This is a genomic window from Streptomyces sp. NPDC051987 (genome assembly GCF_040680735.1).
Taxonomy (GTDB): Bacteria; Actinomycetota; Actinomycetes; order Streptomycetales; family Streptomycetaceae; genus Streptomyces.
Genome location: NZ_JBFAXI010000071.1, coordinates 25227 through 42214 on the forward strand (window position 1 = coordinate 25227; position 16988 = coordinate 42214).

The following is a 16988-nucleotide window of genomic DNA, read 5'->3' on the forward strand; positions in this document are numbered from 1 at the left end:
CGGAGCAGATGGCATCGATGGCACGGGATCTCCTGGCACAGGACTCCGTGGCCAGCACTCTGGAACGGATCACGGCATCGGCCACCGAACTGGTCGAGGGCTGCGACGCGGCGGGCATCCTCGTGCTGCACGACGCGCGGGTGGAGACGCTCGCCCCCACCGACCAGCTGGTCACGGACAGCGACCGGCTGCAGCAGCGGCTGGGCGAGGGCCCGTGTTTCGACGCGGCGCACAGCTCGCACGGCGAGCGGGTCTACCGCATCGCCGACCTCACCGGCGAGGAGCAGCGCTGGCCCGCCTTCGCGCCCGAGGCCCACCGGCTCGGCGTCGGCAGCATGATGGGCTTCCTGCTGTACACGGAGGAGGAGGACCTGGGGGCGTTGAACCTCTACTCCTGCAAACCGGGGGCGTTCACCGAGGCCAGCGAGCTGGCGGGCTGGCTGCTGGCCTCGCACGCGGCCGTCGCCTTCTCCAGCGCCCGCACCCACGCCCAGCTGGAACAGGCCATCGCCACCCGTCACACCATCGGCGAGGCGATGGGCATCATCATGGGCAGCCACCGCCTCACCGAGGAGGAGGCGTTCAACGTGCTGCGCCGCTACTCCCAGGCGAACAACGTCAAACTCCGCGAGGTCGCCCGCCGGGTCTGCGAGGAGGGCACCCTTTCCTGACCCCGTCAGGCGGCTCCTCCGGCACTTCGGCTGAACCAGAGAAGCCTGGGCCGGGCCAGTCCCCAGGGGAACGCTGCTGGACTCGGCTTGGTCTCCAAGTCCCCCTCCCGGCCGCCCCCACACCCCCTGACGGGCAGCGACCTTCCGGAAGAATCACGGCGATCGGGGGAATGCCGCTCGACGGCCGGGGTAGGCGCGTGTCTGCCGGGCGACGGACCGGCGTGGACGAGGGCGACCGACTGGGAGGGGCATCGTGCCGACGACGACCGTTCAGACTGCCGGGCAGACGGTGGGCGTGCCGGAGATCGCGGACCCCGCGAAGGTCGCGCCCCGGGACGCGCGCGAGCTGTCGAAGCTGTTCTTCGACCAGCTGGCCGTCCTGGAGGAGGGCACGCCCGAGCACCAGTACGCGCGCAACACGCTGATCGAGATGAACATGTCCCTGGTCCGGTTCGCGGCCGGCCGATTCCGCAGCCGCGAGCCCGAGGAGATGGAGGACATCGTCCAGGTCGGCATGATCGGGCTGATCAAGGCGATCGACCGCTTCGAGATATCCCGCGAGGTCGAGTTCACCTCCTTCGCCGTGCCGTACATCGTGGGCGAGATCAAGCGGTTCTTCCGCGACACCACCTGGGCCGTGCACGTGCCGCGCCGGCTCCAGGAGGCCCGCGTCCAGCTCGCCCGCGCCACCGACGAACTCCGCAGCCGCCTCGGCCGTACCCCCACGGTCAAGGAGCTGTCCGACCTGATGAGCCTGCCCGAGGACGAGGTGCGCGAGGCGCGCCTGGCCGCCAACGGCTACAACTCCTCCTCGCTGGACGCCACGATCAACAACAGCGAGGACGGCGAGAGCGCCCTGCAGGACTTCATCGGCGTCGAGGACACCGCCCTGGAACTGGTCGAGGACTTCCACGCCCTGGCCCCGCTGATCGCCGAACTCCCCGAACGCGACCGGCAGATCATCCACCTGAGGTTCGTGGAGGAGCTCACCCAGGCCCAGATCGGCGAACACCTGGGCGTCTCCCAGATGCACGTCTCCCGGCTCCTGTCCCGCACCCTCGCCCGGCTGCGCGAGGGCATGCTCACCTGAACTCCCGGCGGGGGGCCTCCTCCCCGCGCAGGCGGAGGTGGACGACGACCTCCTTGCCGCTCTCCCGCGCGACGGTGTGCAGCCGGCCGCACAGCCGGACCACCAGGCGCAGCCCGTGTCCGCCGACCCGGCCAGGGTCGGCCTCGCGCGGTTCCGGCGGACGCGGAGAGCTGTCGCTCACGGCGATGCGCAGCAGCCCGGCGTCGGGTGACAGCTCCAGCGCCAGGCCCACCGGGCCCGGCGCGTGACGTACCGCGTTGGTGACCAGTTCACTGACGACGAGTTGGGCGTCCTGGCTGGGCCGAGCGTCCTGCTGGTGGCCGAACCGGGCCAGCAGGGCGCGTACGGCCGCTCGCGCGTCTGTGATCGCCGTGTCCGTGGTGTCCCAGGTGGCGCTGTACCGCGGGGACGCCTCCGGTTCCGGTTCTTCCGACGCTCGATTCTTCAGCGGGGTGACCATAGAACTCTTCCCGTGGGTCGGCCTGTTCTTTCCGTCGCTTTCGTACCGTCTTCACGTGGTCTTCGTTCCGTCTTTTCGCGGCGGGTGCCTGCCTTTTCGCGGCGGGCGCCCGCCGTCGCGCAATTCCACTTACCCGCCGTCCCGGTGTTCATGAGCAGATCCGGCACATCGGCGCGAGGGCGGCACAAGTGACAAAGGGCCTTCCCGTATTGTCCCCGGGAAGGCCCGCCGCCTGGCAAGAAGGCACGTCAGCAGCGCGGATGCCCACAACTTTCCTTCACAAACAAGGCACCGAACGGGAATGACGGTGCAATCGCCGGGCACCCGGAGCGACAGGAGGTCGATAAACATGGTTCCACTTCTTCTTGTTCTGCTTCTCGCGGTGATCCTTTTCGGTGCGGGTTTCGCCGTCAAGATCCTGTGGTGGGTGGCGCTCGCCGTCCTGGTGCTGTGGCTGCTCGGATTCGTGGCACGTTCCACCAACGCCGGCGGTGGCCGGGGACGTTGGTACCGATGGTGAGTTGACTTCGCGCATACCGCCCCGCAGGGGACCGGCCCGCATCGGCCGGTCCCCTGCGGGCGTGCTGGAGTGGTGAGTGGTGTCTGAGAGGGTGAAGTCATGGATATCGATCGCAGGAACAACGTCACCGTCGTCGGCAACCCGCAGGGTCCGGCGGTGGTGCTGGCTCACGGGTTCGGCTGCGATCAGAACATGTGGCGGCTGACGGTGCCGGCCCTGGCCGAGGAGTACCGGGTGGTGCTGTTCGACTACGTGGGGTCGGGCCGTTCGGATCCGGCCGCCTTCTCGGCGGACCGCTACGCCTCCCTGGACGGCTACGCCCGGGACGCGGTCGAGGTCTGCGAGGCGCTCGACCTGCGGGACGCGGTGTTCGTGGGGCACTCGGTCAGCGCGATGATCGGGGTCCTGGCCGCCGGCCTGGCTCCGGAGCGCATCGGCGCCCTGGTGATGGTCGCCCCCTCCCCCCGGTACATCGACGACGACGGCTACCGCGGCGGGTTCAGCGCCGAGGACATCGACGAACTGCTGGCCTCGCTGGAGGCGAACTACCTCGGCTGGTCGGCGGCGATGGCCCCGGTGATCATGGGGAACGCCGAGCGGCCCGAGCTGGCGGCGGAGCTGACCAACAGCTTCTGCGCCACCCACCCGGACATGGCGCGGGTCTTCGCCCGGACCACGTTCCTCTCGGACTCCAGGGACGACCTGAAGACCGTGACCGTGCCGACGCTGGTGCTGGAGTGCACCCAGGACGCCATCGCCCCCCGCGAGGTCGGCGCCTTCGTCCACCGGGCGATCCCCGGCTCGACGCTGGTCACCCTCGACGCGACCGGGCACTGCCCGCACCTGTCCGCGCCGGAGGCCACCAACCAGGCGATCACCGCCTTCCTGGCCGGCCTGCGATGATGTCCCGGACGGGGCAGCAACCCGACCCGCAGGGCGCGGGGGACGAGGACGCGGCCACCGCGGCCTTCGCCGCACTGCTGGAGGACAGCGCCGAGGAACTCTACGAGAACGCGCCGTGCGGGTACCTGTCCACGCTGATGGACGGCACCATCGCCAAGATCAACGCGACGCTGCTGGGCTGGCTCGGCCTGGACCGGGACGCGGTGGTGGGCCGGATGCGCTTCGCCGACCTGCTGACCGTGGGCGGCCGGCTGTACCACGAGACGCACTTCGCGCCGCTGCTGCGGATGCGGGGCGAGATCGGCGGCATCGCCCTGGAACTCAGACAGGCCGACGGCGCGCGGATGCCGGTGCTGGTCTCCTCCGCGGTCAAACACGGCAGGGGCGGCGAACCGCTGCTCATCCGCACCACCGTCTTCGACGCCCGCGACCGCCGCGCCTACGAGGAGGAACTCCTGCGCGCCCGCCGGGCGGCGGAGGAGGCACGCGAACAGGCCGAGGCCGACCGCGCCCGGCTGCAGGACGCCCTCGCCGTGCTCCAGCGGTCGCTGCTGCCCGACTCCCTGCCGCCCGTGCCGGGCATGGAGGCGGCCGCCCACTACCGCACCGCCTCGCCGGACCGGCTCGGCGGCGACTTCTACGACCTCTTCCCCGTCGACGGCAAGCGCTTCGCCTTCTTCCTCGGCGACGTGTGCGGCAAAGGCCCGCAGGCCGCCGCCCTCACCTCACTGACCCGCTACACCCTGCGCGCCGCCGCCCTGCACGACCCCGACCCGGTCTCCGCGCTGTCCACCCTCAACAAGGTGCTCCACGAGCGGTACACCGGCGGCGACCCGCGCTACTGCACCACGATATTCGGGGTCGCCGAGCCCGACGTCGGCACCGGGCAGGCCACCGTCACGCTCGCCTCCGGCGGCCATCCCCCGGCCCTGGTCCTGCGCGCGGACGGCACCGCCGACTACCTGCACACCCCCGGCGGTCTGCTCGTCGGCATCCTGCCCTCCGCGCCCTTCACCACCGTCACCACCACCCTCGATCCCGGCGACACCCTCCTGCTGTACAGCGACGGCGTCACCGAGGCCCGTACCGGCGCCGACCGCACCACCCTGTACGGCGACGACCAGCTCCGCGCTTTCGCTGCCGACCACGCCGGCCGGTCCCCGCAGGCCGTCATCCAGGCCCTGACCGGCCTGCTGGACGGTTTCGGCGACGGACTCGACGACGACACCGCCCTGCTCGCCATCGGCGTCCCCGCCGCCTTTTCCACGACGAAGAACACGAGATGAGCCCGCTGCAGATCACCACCCGCTCCGCGACGACGGGCCCCGTTCTGGCGGTCCTCGGCGAACTCGACCACACCACCGCCGGACAGCTGCGCGACCAGGTCACCGCCCTCACCCTCCGGCCGGGTGAGCGCCTCGTGCTGGACCTGGACGGCATGGAGTTCTGCGACTCCAGCGGCATCACCGCCCTGATCGTGGCCCGCAACCACGCCCTGGCCGCCGGGGCCGGCATCGCGCTCGCCGCCGTCCCGGCCCACACCCTGCGCGTGCTGGGAATCGTCGGCCTCGACCAGATCTTCCCGATCCTGCCCGACAGCCAGGCCGCCACCGGCCCCGCGGCGCCGGAACCCGGGGGATCCGAGCACGCCTGACGGTGCGCCGTCCCGCGACGCCGCCGACCGGACGTCCGTGGCGTCCGTGGCGCCGGTCCGCACCTGGTGTGGGCCGTGCTCCCCGCCGGTCAGACCCTGCGCCACCGCGCGTTGGCCCAGGAGAAGGCACCGAACGCCATGAGGCCGACCGCGATCAGCGCCAGCAGCCAGGGGCCCGCCGGGGTGTCGGCGAACGTGCGCAGGGTGTCGTCCATGCCCTTGGCCTTGCCGGGCTTGTGGCGGACGGCCGCGGCGATGGCGAAGCAGCCCGCGGTGGCGAAGACGACGCCCCGGGCCGTACCGCCGAACATCCCCAGGAACGACACGGCCTTGCGCATCCGCCGCGACATGTCGGACATCCTGAGGTGCTTCTCGAACCGGCGCAGCAGGGCCCGGACGGCGATCCACAGGCCGGCCGCGGCCACCACGGCGCCCGCGGCACCGACGATCCACTGCCCGCCGGGCCAGCCCAGCGCCTGCGCCGTGACGTCCTGGGAGCTCCGGTCGGAACTGCCGCTGCCGCTGTTCCTGGCCCCGGCCGCGAAGGAGAGCACGGAGTACGCGACGAACGCGTAGAAGCAGCAACGGCCCGCGGCCGCCGCCCTCTTGCCCGGCTTCCCGCCGTCGGGGCCGGCCTGCCCGAAGGCGGCCTCGGACAGCCGCCACAGGGCCATGCCGGCCAGGGCGGCGCCCAGCAGCCACAGCAGCACGGTGCCGAAGGGTTTGTGGGCGATCTCGGCGACCGCGCCACCCCGGTCGGCCTGTTGGCCGCCGCCGGTGAACGCGATCCGCAGTGCGAGAACGCCGATCAGTGCGTAGATGACGCCGCGTCCGACAAAGCCCGCACGGGCCGCCACCGCGACCGCGTCGCCGTTCGCCGCTCGGCGAACCCGCCCTCGTCCGCCTGCCGTTGCCGATCCAGTAGCCATGTCCTACCGGATGCCCCGGAAGGGCGAGACCATCCTGGGCCGATCCGCACGGAGTGCGTCACCCGCCGACCCGGGCCGCCGCCGGCAGGGAGCGGCGCTCGACCTCCCCAGGCGCTCGCGCCGCTCCGCCGCCGGCGCGCGACGACTACCCGCGATCTCCCGCCTCACACCTGCCAAGGCCGGAGGGCCGAAGACCGCGCGGCGCGGTCTTCGGCCCTCCGGCCGGATGCGGTGGTGGTACCCGCGGGCGACTAACGGTGGCCGTGGTAGCGGTCGTGGTCCGCGTGCCGCTCGCGGTACCAGCCGGGGTGCCCGAACCGGTCGTGGTCCCAGCCCTGGTGCAGGTGCCGGTCGTGGTCACGGTCCCAGCCCCGGTCCCAGCCGTGGTGCCAACGCCGGTCGCGGTCCCGGTCGCGGTCGCCGAAACGGCCGTCGCGGTCACCGAAGCGGCCGTCGTGATCGCCGAAACGGCCGTCGTGATCGCCGAAGCGGCCGTCGTGGTCGCTCCTGTGACTGTGCGCGTAGCGCCACCCGTTGTCGCGTTCGTGGCCGGGTCCGGCGGCCAGGGCCGGGATGGCGGCGGCGGCGACGAGCGCGCCCGAGGCCACACAGGTGGCGATCAGGCGGACCGCCGTACGAGAAACAGACATGGATCCGTCACCTCACGTTCGTGCAGACCGGCCCTGGTCGGGGCCGGGCGAGAGTCCGGGATTCCCGGCGCGGTGCCGAGGACCCACACTGTGGTCCGCCGACGGCGCCACCCGGGCACACGAAGGACGTGCGTTACACAATACGGATATATCCGTAACGCTCGCTTGTAGGGGCCACGGAATCCGCGAGCGGCCTGGACACGGACCTGCGCCCGCCCCGGCTCCCCCGGACGGCCCAACGGCTCAGGTAACGACACCGAGCCGCTGTTCCGGGGACACGCCGCGCGCCTTCCCGGACGCTCACGGGCCGCGCTCGTGCACCGGACCGGACGGGACGCGTGTCGGCTCGACGCGGGGAGTCGCTCGGCGCAGATCGTCCGCCCGGGGACCGAACCCCGACCGGCGTTCGTACGTCTCCAGGTACGTGAGCGCGCGCTGACCTCGCGCGCCGATTCGGACTCGAGGGGAACCGGAACTTCATGAAGACCAACCTGACCGCCGTGGCACTCGCCGCCGTCGTCGTCGCCGGCACCGCGGCCGCCGCCGTGCCGGCCTCGGCCGCTCCCGCCAAGGCCGCGGCGGCCCGCTGCCACACCGCCGACCTGAAGGCCGGCTTCGCCACGGGGGGCGACGCCAAGCCGGAGATGGGGCGGACCGGGAAGCAGACCGAGGCGTTCATCTGGTTCACCAACCGCAGCAGGCACGCCTGCACCCTGTCCGGCTTCGCCGGTGTCGACATGGTCGGCGCCCAGCGGACCGACGGCACCTGGTCCCTGGTCCGCTCCGCCAAGAAGCCCGCGAAGATCACGCTGAAGCAGGGCGACACCGTGGACTTCAGTGTCGCCCTGCTCCCGGTGGCCAGGTCCACGCCGGCGAAGCAGAAGTTCGTCCCGGCGACGTTCCTGGTCACCCCGCCGAACGAGACGAAGCACTTCACCCTGAAGTGGCCGTTCGGCGGCCAGATCCTCAAGCAGGACGGCGCCACCCACCCGGGCACCTACGTCAACCCGATCGGGCAGTAGGGCGCCGGTGCCCGGGGCAGGACAGCCGTACCGTGCGGCCCCGCCGTCGAGATGACGGCGGGTCAGCCGATGGTGCGGCTGTCGGCCTCTGCCTGGGCGATGGCCTCGGCCTCGCTGTCGACCAGCGCGAGCGCGACGCCGAACGCCTTGGCGATGTGGGCGGCCGCGGACATGACGCGTGCCGTTCCCACGACGGGTGCGATCGCGATCAGCAGGTCCTGCAGCTGCTCGACGGTGAACTGGGCCTTGATGGCCGGGTTGACGTGGGCCAGGTAGGAGATCGCGGGCGCGTCCATGGCGACGAGCGCGGCGATGCGGCTCTGGATGAGCGTGCGCTCGTCCATGTGGCAGTGCTCCACCGAGTCGATCGTCATCGCGGCGATCGTGTCGAGGACGGGGGTGTCGGACTCAGGTGCGATAGCCATGACGGGAGTGCCTTCCGTTCCGGTGTCGTGGGGAGTCGGACCGCCACCCGCTGCCCGCGGGTCCCCCCTGAACGCCCGGCGGTGACCCGTCAAGCGTAGACACCGGCGGGCGGTGCCGCGCGTCAGGGCGAGGCGGCCCGCGCGGGGAGGGCCGCGACTGCCCGGGGTCACCCGGCACGGGTGAGGCGCGGGCCGCGGTGATGCCCGAGCCTTGGCGTGCACAGGTCGGTGTCCGGCGGGCACCCGTGCCGCCGCGGCACCGCGGAACCGACCGGGAGGGCAAGTGGACCGGTACCCGCCCATCGCGGAGCACGGCATGGTCGGCGATCTCCAGACCGCCGCCCTGGTGTCGTCCGGCGGAACCATCGACTGGTGGTGCACGCCCCGCTTCGACTCGCCCAGCGTCTTCGCCTCGCTCCTGGACAGCGAGCGCGGCGGCCACTGCCGGCTGGCCGTGGAGTTGCCCCGCGACGACGGCATGACCGTCAGGCAGCTGTACCTGTCGGACACCGCCATCCTGGTCACCCGGTTCATGACGCCGGACGGGGTCGGTGAGGTCGCCGACTTCATGGTGCCCGTCGACTCCCCCGCCCCCACCGACACGCACCGCCTGGTGCGGGTCGCACGGGTGGTCCGGGGCCGGCTGCCGTTCGCCTTCGCCTGCCGGCCGCGCTTCGACTACGGCCGCGCCCCGCACACGCCGACGCGGACCGACGGTCATACCGTGCTCTTCCGGGGCCCGGGGACCGACCTGCACGTGCAGTCCACCGCCGGGATCGCCTTCCGCCCGGACGGCGACGACATCACCGCCCGCTTCGTCCTGTCCGCCGGCCAGGCCGCCGCGGTGGTGCTGACCGGCACGGCGAGCGGCGCCCCGGCCCCGCCCCGCCCGTCCCTCGAAGGCGTCGGCGACGCGTTCGAGTCGTGCCGCGACTTCTGGCTGTCGTGGCTGCGCTCCTGCGTCTACCGGGGCCGCTGGCAGGACGTCGTGAACCGCTCGGCGATCACCCTCAAGCTGCTCACGTACGCCCCGACCGGCGCGCCCGTCGCGGCCGCCACGATGGGACTGCCCGAGCAGATCGGCGGGGAGCGCAACTGGGACTACCGCTACACGTGGATCCGGGACGCGTCGCTGTCGGTCCGCACGCTGATGGACCTGGGCTTCCAGGAGGAGGCGCACGCCTTCCGCCGCTGGCTGCGGGAGCGCATCGAGAGCCGGGGCGCTGCCTCCGCGGACCCGCTGCAGATCATGTACCGGGTGGACGGCGACCCCCACCTGACCGAGGAGAACCTCGACCACCTGGAGGGCTACCTGGGCTCCCGTCCGGTCCGGGCGGGCAACGCGGCGGCCGACCAGCTCCAGCTCGACATCTACGGCGAGGTGTCGGACGCCCTCGTGGTGGGCGGCGACATCGGCGCGATCCGCGGGTGGGGGGCGCTGGGCGGGGTGCTGGACTGGCTCGCCGACCACTGGGACCAGCCCGACGAGGGCATCTGGGAGACGCGCGGCGGGCGGCAGAACTTCACCTACAGCCGGCTGATGACCTGGGTGGCGTTCGACCGGGGCCTCCGCGCGGCCACCGGCTTCTCCCGCCCCGCCGACGTCGCCCGCTGGACCAGCGCCCGGGACGCGGCCTTCCGCCAGATCGTCGAACACGGCTGGCACGACAAGCGGCAGGCCTTCGTGCAGCACTACGACACCGACGTCCTGGACGCCTCGCTGCTGGTCATGCCGAGGGTCGGCTTCGTCTCACCGTACGACCCGGACTGGCTCAGCACCCTGGACGCCATGGAGGAGGAACTCGTCAGCGACAGCCTGGTCTACCGCTACGACCCGGCGGCCTCCCCCGACGGACTGCGCGGCTCGGAGGGCACCTTCAACCTGTGCAGCTTCTTCTACGTCGAGGCGCTCGCCCGCAGCGGCCGGCTCAACCAGGCCCGGTACGCCTTCGACAAGATGCTCACCTACGCCAACCCCGTCGGCCTGTTCGCCGAGGAGATCGGCCCCTCCGGCGAGCAACTCGGCAACTTCCCGCAGGCGTTCACCCACCTCGCCCTGGTCAGCGCGGCCATGGCGCTCGACGAGGAACTGGCGAAGGCGCGGAGCGGACGGGGCCGCCGCGACCGCGGGCACCCGGTGGCCCTCGGCGTCCGGACGCCCGACGAGGAGCCGGGCGAGGCGCAGGGCAAGGACACGGACGGCGAGGCGCCGGGCGGGAGCGGCACCGATGGCTGAGACGGCGCGGACCGGACAGCCCGCCGGCCACGGACGCGTGCTGGCCGCCCTCGCCCTGGCGCAGTTCATCTGCAGCTTCGCCGGCTCCAACATGAACGTGATGATCAACGACATCAGCCGGGACCTGGGCACCACCGTGCAGGGCGTGCAGGTGGCGATCACGGTCTTCCTGCTGGTGATGGCGGCCCTGATGATCCCCGGCGGCAAGCTCACCGACCGGTACGGCCGCAAACGCTGCTTCCTGACCGGCCTCGTCGTCTACGCGGCCGGCGCCCTGCTGAGCGCGGGCGCTCCCGGACTCGGCGTGCTGATCCTGGGCAACTCGATCCTCGAAGGCGTCGGCACCGCCCTGCTCATCCCGCCCGTCTACATCCTCACGACGCTCCTGTACCCCGACCTCACCTCCCGTGCCCGCGCCTTCGGGGTGGTCATGGCGCTGGGCGGGATCGGGGCCGCCGCGGGGCCGCTGATCGGCGGGCTCATCACCACCGCGATCAGCTGGCGCGCGGCGTTCGTCTTCCAGGCTCTGGTGATCGCGGTGATCGTCGCGCTCAGCCGCCGTATCGAGGACCCGCTGCCCCCGGACCCGGCCCGTCCCTTCGACACCGCGGGCGCGGTCCTGTCCGCCGTCGGCCTCGTCCTCGTCGTCATGGGCATCCTGGCCGCCGACAACAACGTCTGGCTGACGGTCGCCCTGCTCGCCCTCGGCGCGCTCGTCCTGTGGTGGTTCTTCCGCTCCGCCCGCGCCAAGGAGGCGTCCGGCCGGGAGCCGCTGCTGTCCCTGAGCCTGTTCCACGACCGCACGTCCAACCTCGGGCTCGTCACCCAGAACATCCAGTGGCTGCTGCTCATGGGCACGTCCTTCACCGTGGCGGCCTATCTGCAGGTCGTCCGCGGCTACGACGCCATCCAGACCGGCGTCGTCTTCACCGCGGCCACCCTGGGCCTGCTGGCCACCTCGCTCGCCGCCGAGCGGCTCGCCGCCCGGCACTCCCAGCGGACGCTCGTCATGACCGGCTTCGCCGTCGTCATCACCGGCGTGGTCGTCCTGGTCGTGCTGGCCGGGAACCTCGCCACCGCGTGGGCCTTCGTCCCCGGCCTCCTCCTCATCGGACTGGGCCTGGGCGTGATGCTGACCCCGTCGGTCAACGTCGTCCAGTCGAGCTTCCCCGAGGAACGGCAGGGCGAGATCTCCGGCCTGTCCCGCAGCGTCTCCAACCTCGGTTCGTCCTTCGGCACGGCCATCGCCGGCACGATCCTCGTCGCGGGTCTCACCAAGGGCGCCTACGCCGCCGCGATGCTCACCCTCGCCGTCATCGGCCTGGCCGGCCTCGCCGCGGCGGCCCTGCTGCCGCGGGGGCCCGCGCTTCACCGGGCCGGCTCGGTGGGCAGTTCCAGCCGGAGTTCGTAGCCGCCGTCGGGGGTGGGTCCGGAGGTGACCGTGCCGCCGAGGAGCTCCGCGCGTTGCCGCAGCCCGGCGAGCCCGTGGTGGGCGCTGGGCAGGCTGAGCGGGAGGTGGGTGGGGGCGGTGTTGGTGACGGTGGTGCGCAGCCGGCCGTCCCGGTGACGGATGTGGATGGCGGCGGTGGCGCCGGGCGCGTGTTTGCGGACGTTGGTGAGGGCTTCCTGCACGGTGCGGTAGACGGCGCGCTGGACGGTGGGCGGGAGGTTCTCCGGCAGGTCCGTCCTCAGTTCCGCCGCGATGCAGCTGCTGTCGACCAGCCGTTGCAGGTCGGCCAGGGAGGGCTGCGGGGTGAGTTCCGTGGGGCTGCTGCCCGAGGCGCGCAACACGCTGACCATGTGCCGGAGTTCGTCGAGGGTCTGCACGCTGAGCTGCCGGATGGTGGCCGCGGCCCGTCTGGTGTCGCCGTCGCCGCTGCCCACCTGGAGCGCTCCGGCCTGGACGGCGATGAGGCTGACCTGATGGGAGACCACGTCGTGCATCTCCCGGGCGAGTTGCGCGCGTTCCTTCGCGAGGACGCTCTGCGCGGTCAGCAGCCGCTCGTACTCGCGGGCCTCGGAGATCTCGGCCAGCCTGAGGGACAGGTCGCGCCGGGCCTGGACGAGCTGGCCCAGGAAGACGGGGGCGGCCGCGGTGGCCAGCGTGTAGGTGAGGTGGAGCAGGCCGTCCGCCCCGGTGAGCTGGGTGGCGTTCAGGGACGACCACGGCGGCCAGGCGAGGTAGTCGCCGACGGCGAAGAGCAGCGCGCACCCGGCCAGCAGCAGGCGATGGCGGCTGACCGAGGCGAGCGTGTACAGCGCGACCGTGATGGCGAACATCGCGTCGGAGATCAGGGCGGCGGGCAGGGTGAGGGCGAAGGTCGTCAGCGGCAGCCGACGACGCAGCGTGAGCGCTCCGGCGGCGAGCAGCGCCAGGGCCATGGCCGGCCGGTCCCCGCCGTCCACGTGCACCGAGGCGTCCGCCAGCGCGAGCGCGACGAGGGCTGCGTCCAGGACCGCGACCGACGGGCTCGGCCTGGTCATCCGGCGTCCTCGTCGGCCGCCGGCGCCAGCAGGCCGGCCCGCTCGGCGATCAGCGCGGCCTGCACCCGGCTGCCCACCTCCAGCTTGCCGAGGACCGCGCTGACGTGGCCCTTCACGGTGCCGGTGCTCAGGTGGAGCCGTGCGCCGATGTCGTTGTTGGCCAGGCCCTCGGCCATCAGCACGAGAACGGCGCGCTCCCGGCCGGTCAGCCGGGCGGCCAGGCGCACCGCGGCGGGCTCGGGTCCGCCGGCGTCGAGGTAGCCGTCCACCACCGTGCGGGTGACCTTGGACGACAGCGCGGTGCCGCCCTCGGCCAGCGTGCGCACGAGATGCGGCAGCTCCTCGGGGTCGGTGTCCTTGAGCAGGAAGCCCGCGGCGCCCGACCGCAGGGCGGTGGCCACGTACTCGTCGGTGTCGAAGGTGGTGAGCACGGCCACCACCGGCGGTTCCGGCAGCCGGCGCAGCTGGGCCAGGACGGTGAGCCCGTCGACGTCCGGCATCCGGATGTCCAGCAGGACCACGTCCGGCCGCAGCTCCCGCACCGTCCGCACGGCCTCGCCGCCCGGTACCGCCGCCGTGACCTCGATACCGTCCGCCGCGTTGAGGATGTGCGAGAAGCCCATGCGGACCAGGGCTTCGTCGTCGACCACCAGGACCCGGATCACCCGCGCTCCGCTCATCGGACCACCACCGCTGGATCCGTACCACCGCGGCGCCGTCCGCCGCCTGGCCGTCGGCGATTCCCGCCGGTTGGCGGGGGTGACATCAGCCGGTCGGCGGGGTGCCTCCGGACACACGCACGGGTGGACGGGGCGGCCGAACGGTGAACCATCGAGGCATGACACCGAAAGCACCGCCGGCGGTGCCGGTGCGGGGGTCGGAGAAGTGCCCCGGGGCACGCGCCCCCGACGCCGCCCGCACACCCCCGCCCGCCCCCCGCGCCGGGGCCTCCCCCCTCCCGGCCGCCGTTCCGTCCACGGGACGGCTCGTCGGCATCGACCTCGCCCGCGGTCTCGCGGTCTTCGGCATGTACTCCGCGCACGTCGGGCCGGACGTGACGGTGGGCGGCCCGGTGGGGTTCCTGCTGGAGACGGCGCGCGGGCGGTCCTCCGCCCTGTTCGCGCTGCTGGCCGGCTTCTCACTGGTCATCATCACCGGCCGGCCGCGGCCGCGGACCGGGCGCGCCGGCCGCCAGGCCGTGGCCCGGATCGTGATCCGCGCCGTGGTCCTGGCGGTGCTCGGCTACGCCCTGACCGCCCTGGACACCGACGTGGCCGTGATCCTCAGCTTCTACGGGCTGCTCTTCCTCGCCGTCCTCCCGCTGTACCGGCTGCGCGCCGGGACCCTCACGCTGATCGCCGCCGCGGGCGCGCTGGTCATGCCCCTGCTGCTGCACGCGATCAGAGCCACGACCGGGCCGGGGAGCTGGGCGGACGCCGTCGTCGCGCGGGATCCGCTGGCCCGCGTCACCGGCACGGACGGCTTCGTGGAACTGCTGTTCACCGGCGAGTACCCAGTGCTCACCTGGCTGCCGTTCGTGGTCGCGGGCATGGCGGTGGCCCGGCTGGACCTCACCCGGCCCGGCATCCGCGCGCGGCTCGCCCTCGCGGGCGGGGGGCTCGCCCTCCTCGGCTACGGCGGTTCCTGGCTGGCCCTGCGCCTGGTCCCGCACGCCCTGTCCGCCGTCGCGGCCGCCACGGACGGCGGCTCGGCGTCCTCCGCCTGGTGGTCCGACACCGTCGGCGATCCCGTGGCCCACCCGCCGCTCGCCTGGCTGCTGGTGGCGGCGCCGCACAGCCAGACCACGTTCTCCGTCCTCGGCAATACGGGCGTCGCCCTCGCGGTGGTCGCCGGATGCCTGACCGTCGCCGAACGGACGCCCCGCCTGCCGGCCCTGACCAGGCCGGTCGCGGCGGTCGGCACGATGGCGCTCACGGTGTACGTCCTGCACATCGTCGCCCTGTGGTTCTTCGCCGACGTCTGGCGCGTGCCGGCGGTCGAGGACGACTCGCTGCGCGGCGGGCTGCCGGTCCTGCTCGGCTTCATCGGCACGGCGACCGTCCTGGCCGCGCTCTGGACCCGTCGGTTCCGGCGCGGGCCCCTGGAGTACCTGCTGCACCAGGCCACCCGGCCCGCCCGCCGCGTCAGGTAGGCCCGGATCCCGGAGGAGCCCGTGACGTACCTCGGCCTCGAACGCCCCGAGGGACCGCCTCCCGGCTCACGGGTCGTCACCCCGGAAAACCTGCGCGACCTGATCCCGGCCTGAGTGCTGGCGTTTCCCGCGGCTTTCTGTCTCCGTGTCCGGATCTGCGCGACGGGGGTCGGCGGGAATAGCCTGGACTGGTCGGGAAAAGTCCGGACACGAGTGGCACCGGGACGCGGCTGCGCCTCCCGATGCGCTCCCTTCACCGCGAGGGACGTGGGAGAGGGAGGCGAAAGGTCATGCCCTGGAATCTGCGCGGCACCTACCTGGAGAGCTGCAACTGCGAGGTGGTCTGCCCGTGCACCACCTCGGGCCTCACCGCACCGGCCGACCACGAGCGCTGCCAGGTGACCTTCGCGTTCCACGTGGACAGCGGAGACGTCGACGGCGTGGACGTCTCCGACCGGAGCGTCGCCGTGTTCATCGACGCGCCCCGGGTGATGGCCGACGGCGACTGGAAGGTGGCCCTGTACCTGGACGCCTCGGCCGACGACGGGCAGGCGGACGCGCTCGGCAAGGTCTTCTCCGGTCAGGCGGGCGGGCCGATGGCCGCGCTCACCCCGCTCATCGGCGAGGTCCTCGGCGTGCAGCGGGCGCCCATCGCCTACCGCGACGACGGCCGCCGGCACGCCGTACGGGTGGGCGACGCCATCGACATCGAGATCGAGGACCAGGTCGCCCCGCAGTTCGGCGAGGACGGCCCGGTCATGGGCCTGACCGGCGTGTTCCACCCGGTGAGCAGCACCCTGACCGTCGCCCGCTCCAGCCGGGCCACGGGCACCGGTGTCTACGGCAGGTCCTGGGACTTCGCCGGCGGCAACGGGCACTCGGCGCCCTTCACATGGTCCGCGTGACGGGCAGGCCGGCCACCGTCGCCCGCGGGGCGGCCCCCGCCGGGCTGTTGCTGGTCGCGGCGGCCGCGGCCTGGGTATGGGTGGTGGCGCACCGGGGCGGGGCGGCGGCGATGCCGGGCACCATGGGCCTGGGACTGCCCGCCTTCCTGGCCGTGTGGACGCTGATGACGGCCGCGATGATGCTGCCCGCCACAGCGCCGGTCGCCGCGCTGTACGCACGCACCATCACCGCGCACCGGGCACCGCGCATGGCCGTCTTCACCGCCGCCTACCTGCTGGTCTGGGCCGCGGCCGGGCTCCCGGCGTACGGCCTGGCGGCCGGCCTGGGACGCACCGCGAGCCTCCCCGCGGCGGCGGGGACGGCGGTGGCCGCGGCGGTGTTCGCGGTCAACGGCGTCTACCAGCTCACCCCCCTCAAGGACCGCTGCCTGGCGCGGTGCCGCTCGCCCGTCGCGAGCATGCTGCGCTACGCCTCCTACCCGGGCGCCGCACGCGATCTGCGTGCCGGAGCCCACCACGGGGGCTTCTGCCTGGGCTGCTGCTGGTCGCTGATGGTGCTGCTGGCGGCGTTCGGCCTGATGAACCTCTGGGCCATGGTGGTCCTGACCGCCGTGATCACCGCCGAGAAACTGGCGCCGGCCGGCCGCCTCCTGGCCCGCGCCGTGGGCATCGCCTCCCTGGCCCTGGCCCCCGCCGTCTTCTGGCTCCCGTCCCTGGCCCCGGCCCTCACCACCGGCCCCCCACCCGGCATGTGACCCACGGGGCACAAGCGCCCCGAAGAGGCACAGGACACAAGCGCCCCGAAGGGGCGCGGGGAACTGCGCGAGCAACCCCCACCCACCCGCACCCGAAGTCCCGCCCGCCGCGAGGCACTGGCGCCCCCCGTC

General features: G+C 73.0%; 18 protein-coding genes. 12 read left to right on the forward strand and 6 right to left on the reverse strand.

The window, feature by feature from the left end; all coding sequences use genetic code 11:
• Positions 1-8 precede the first annotated feature (8 nt).
• Together AB0M11_RS29740 and AB0M11_RS29745 are read left to right on the forward strand one after the other, a co-directional pair.
• Positions 9-671, forward strand: a complete 663-nt coding sequence (locus AB0M11_RS29740; RefSeq protein ID WP_365710881.1) for a GAF and ANTAR domain-containing protein — start codon at positions 9-11, stop codon at positions 669-671.
• Between the two features lie 253 nt (positions 672-924).
• Complete coding sequence (locus AB0M11_RS29745; protein WP_365710849.1) at positions 925-1761, forward strand: RNA polymerase sigma factor SigF; 837 nt, start codon at positions 925-927, stop codon at positions 1759-1761.
• Here the strand turns inward: AB0M11_RS29745 and AB0M11_RS29750 are convergent.
• The gene (locus AB0M11_RS29750; protein WP_365710851.1) at positions 1754-2221 is read right to left on the reverse strand and encodes an ATP-binding protein; all 468 of its coding nucleotides are present in this window, start codon (positions 2219-2221) and stop codon (positions 1754-1756) included. The genes AB0M11_RS29745 and AB0M11_RS29750 overlap by 8 nt on opposite strands.
• Positions 2222-2570: 349 nt before the next feature.
• Here AB0M11_RS29750 and AB0M11_RS29755 point away from each other — a divergent pair, with 349 nt between their 5' ends.
• The 4 genes from AB0M11_RS29755 to AB0M11_RS29770 all read left to right on the forward strand — a co-directional run bounded on the left by AB0M11_RS29755 (position 2571) and on the right by AB0M11_RS29770 (position 5298).
• The gene (locus tag AB0M11_RS29755) at positions 2571-2741 is read left to right on the forward strand and encodes a hydrophobic protein (RefSeq protein ID WP_365710853.1); all 171 of its coding nucleotides are present in this window, start codon (positions 2571-2573) and stop codon (positions 2739-2741) included.
• Positions 2742-2840: 99 nt separating this feature from the next.
• On the forward strand, positions 2841-3644 hold the full coding sequence (locus tag AB0M11_RS29760) for an alpha/beta hydrolase (protein ID WP_365710855.1): 804 nt from the start codon (positions 2841-2843) through the stop codon (positions 3642-3644).
• Positions 3644-4930 (forward strand): SpoIIE family protein phosphatase, encoded by a 1287-nt coding sequence (locus tag AB0M11_RS29765; protein WP_365710883.1) that lies wholly within the window; start codon positions 3644-3646, stop codon positions 4928-4930. The genes AB0M11_RS29760 and AB0M11_RS29765 overlap by 1 nt, the downstream gene beginning before the upstream one ends.
• Positions 4927-5298 carry an STAS domain-containing protein gene (locus tag AB0M11_RS29770; RefSeq protein WP_365710857.1) on the forward strand — a complete coding sequence of 124 codons (372 nt, stop codon included), beginning with the start codon at positions 4927-4929 and terminating at the stop codon, positions 5296-5298. The genes AB0M11_RS29765 and AB0M11_RS29770 overlap by 4 nt, the downstream gene beginning before the upstream one ends.
• An 89-nt stretch (positions 5299-5387) precedes the next feature.
• On the opposite strand, the gene AB0M11_RS29775 is transcribed toward AB0M11_RS29770, so the two are convergent.
• A complete protein-coding gene (locus AB0M11_RS29775; protein ID WP_365710859.1) occupies positions 5388-6227 on the reverse strand; it encodes a DUF1206 domain-containing protein in 840 nt (279 codons plus the stop codon).
• A gap of 251 nt (positions 6228-6478) precedes the next feature.
• Entirely contained in the window at positions 6479-6877 is a 399-nt protein-coding gene (locus AB0M11_RS29780) for a hypothetical protein (protein WP_365710861.1), read from the reverse strand.
• Between the two features lie 479 nt (positions 6878-7356).
• Between AB0M11_RS29780 and AB0M11_RS29785 the strand changes: the two genes are divergently transcribed.
• A complete protein-coding gene (locus AB0M11_RS29785) occupies positions 7357-7899 on the forward strand; it encodes a DUF4232 domain-containing protein (protein WP_365710863.1) in 543 nt (180 codons plus the stop codon).
• A gap of 62 nt (positions 7900-7961) precedes the next feature.
• Here the strand turns inward: AB0M11_RS29785 and AB0M11_RS29790 are convergent, their stop codons facing one another.
• Positions 7962-8324, reverse strand: coding sequence for a carboxymuconolactone decarboxylase (locus AB0M11_RS29790; RefSeq protein WP_365710865.1), 363 nt, complete (start codon positions 8322-8324; stop codon positions 7962-7964).
• A 283-nt stretch (positions 8325-8607) separates the two neighbouring features.
• Here AB0M11_RS29790 and AB0M11_RS29795 point away from each other — a divergent pair, with 283 nt between their 5' ends.
• Positions 8608-10560 (forward strand): glycoside hydrolase family 15 protein, encoded by a 1953-nt coding sequence (locus AB0M11_RS29795; protein WP_365710867.1) that lies wholly within the window; start codon positions 8608-8610, stop codon positions 10558-10560.
• Positions 10553-11971, forward strand: a complete 1419-nt coding sequence (locus AB0M11_RS29800; RefSeq protein ID WP_365710869.1) for an MFS transporter — start codon at positions 10553-10555, stop codon at positions 11969-11971. The genes AB0M11_RS29795 and AB0M11_RS29800 overlap by 8 nt, the downstream gene beginning before the upstream one ends.
• Here the strand turns inward: AB0M11_RS29800 and AB0M11_RS29805 are convergent.
• Positions 11929-13044 (reverse strand): histidine kinase, encoded by a 1116-nt coding sequence (locus tag AB0M11_RS29805; RefSeq protein ID WP_365710871.1) that lies wholly within the window; start codon positions 13042-13044, stop codon positions 11929-11931. The genes AB0M11_RS29800 and AB0M11_RS29805 overlap by 43 nt on opposite strands.
• A complete protein-coding gene (locus AB0M11_RS29810) occupies positions 13041-13709 on the reverse strand; it encodes a response regulator transcription factor (protein ID WP_365710885.1) in 669 nt (222 codons plus the stop codon). The genes AB0M11_RS29805 and AB0M11_RS29810 overlap by 4 nt, the downstream gene beginning before the upstream one ends.
• 173 nt (positions 13710-13882) lie before the next feature.
• On the opposite strand from AB0M11_RS29810, the gene AB0M11_RS29815 reads away from it, so the two are divergent.
• From AB0M11_RS29815 to AB0M11_RS29825, 3 genes are all read left to right on the forward strand, one after another.
• Positions 13883-15196, forward strand: a complete 1314-nt coding sequence (locus tag AB0M11_RS29815) for a DUF418 domain-containing protein (protein ID WP_365710873.1) — start codon at positions 13883-13885, stop codon at positions 15194-15196.
• Between the two features lie 290 nt (positions 15197-15486).
• Entirely contained in the window at positions 15487-16101 is a 615-nt protein-coding gene (locus AB0M11_RS29820) for a DUF1326 domain-containing protein (protein ID WP_365710875.1), read from the forward strand.
• Complete coding sequence (locus AB0M11_RS29825; protein WP_365710877.1) at positions 16098-16856, forward strand: DUF2182 domain-containing protein; 759 nt, start codon at positions 16098-16100, stop codon at positions 16854-16856. Before AB0M11_RS29820 ends, AB0M11_RS29825 begins: the two co-directional genes overlap by 4 nt.
• Positions 16857-16988: the final 132 nt, after the last annotated feature.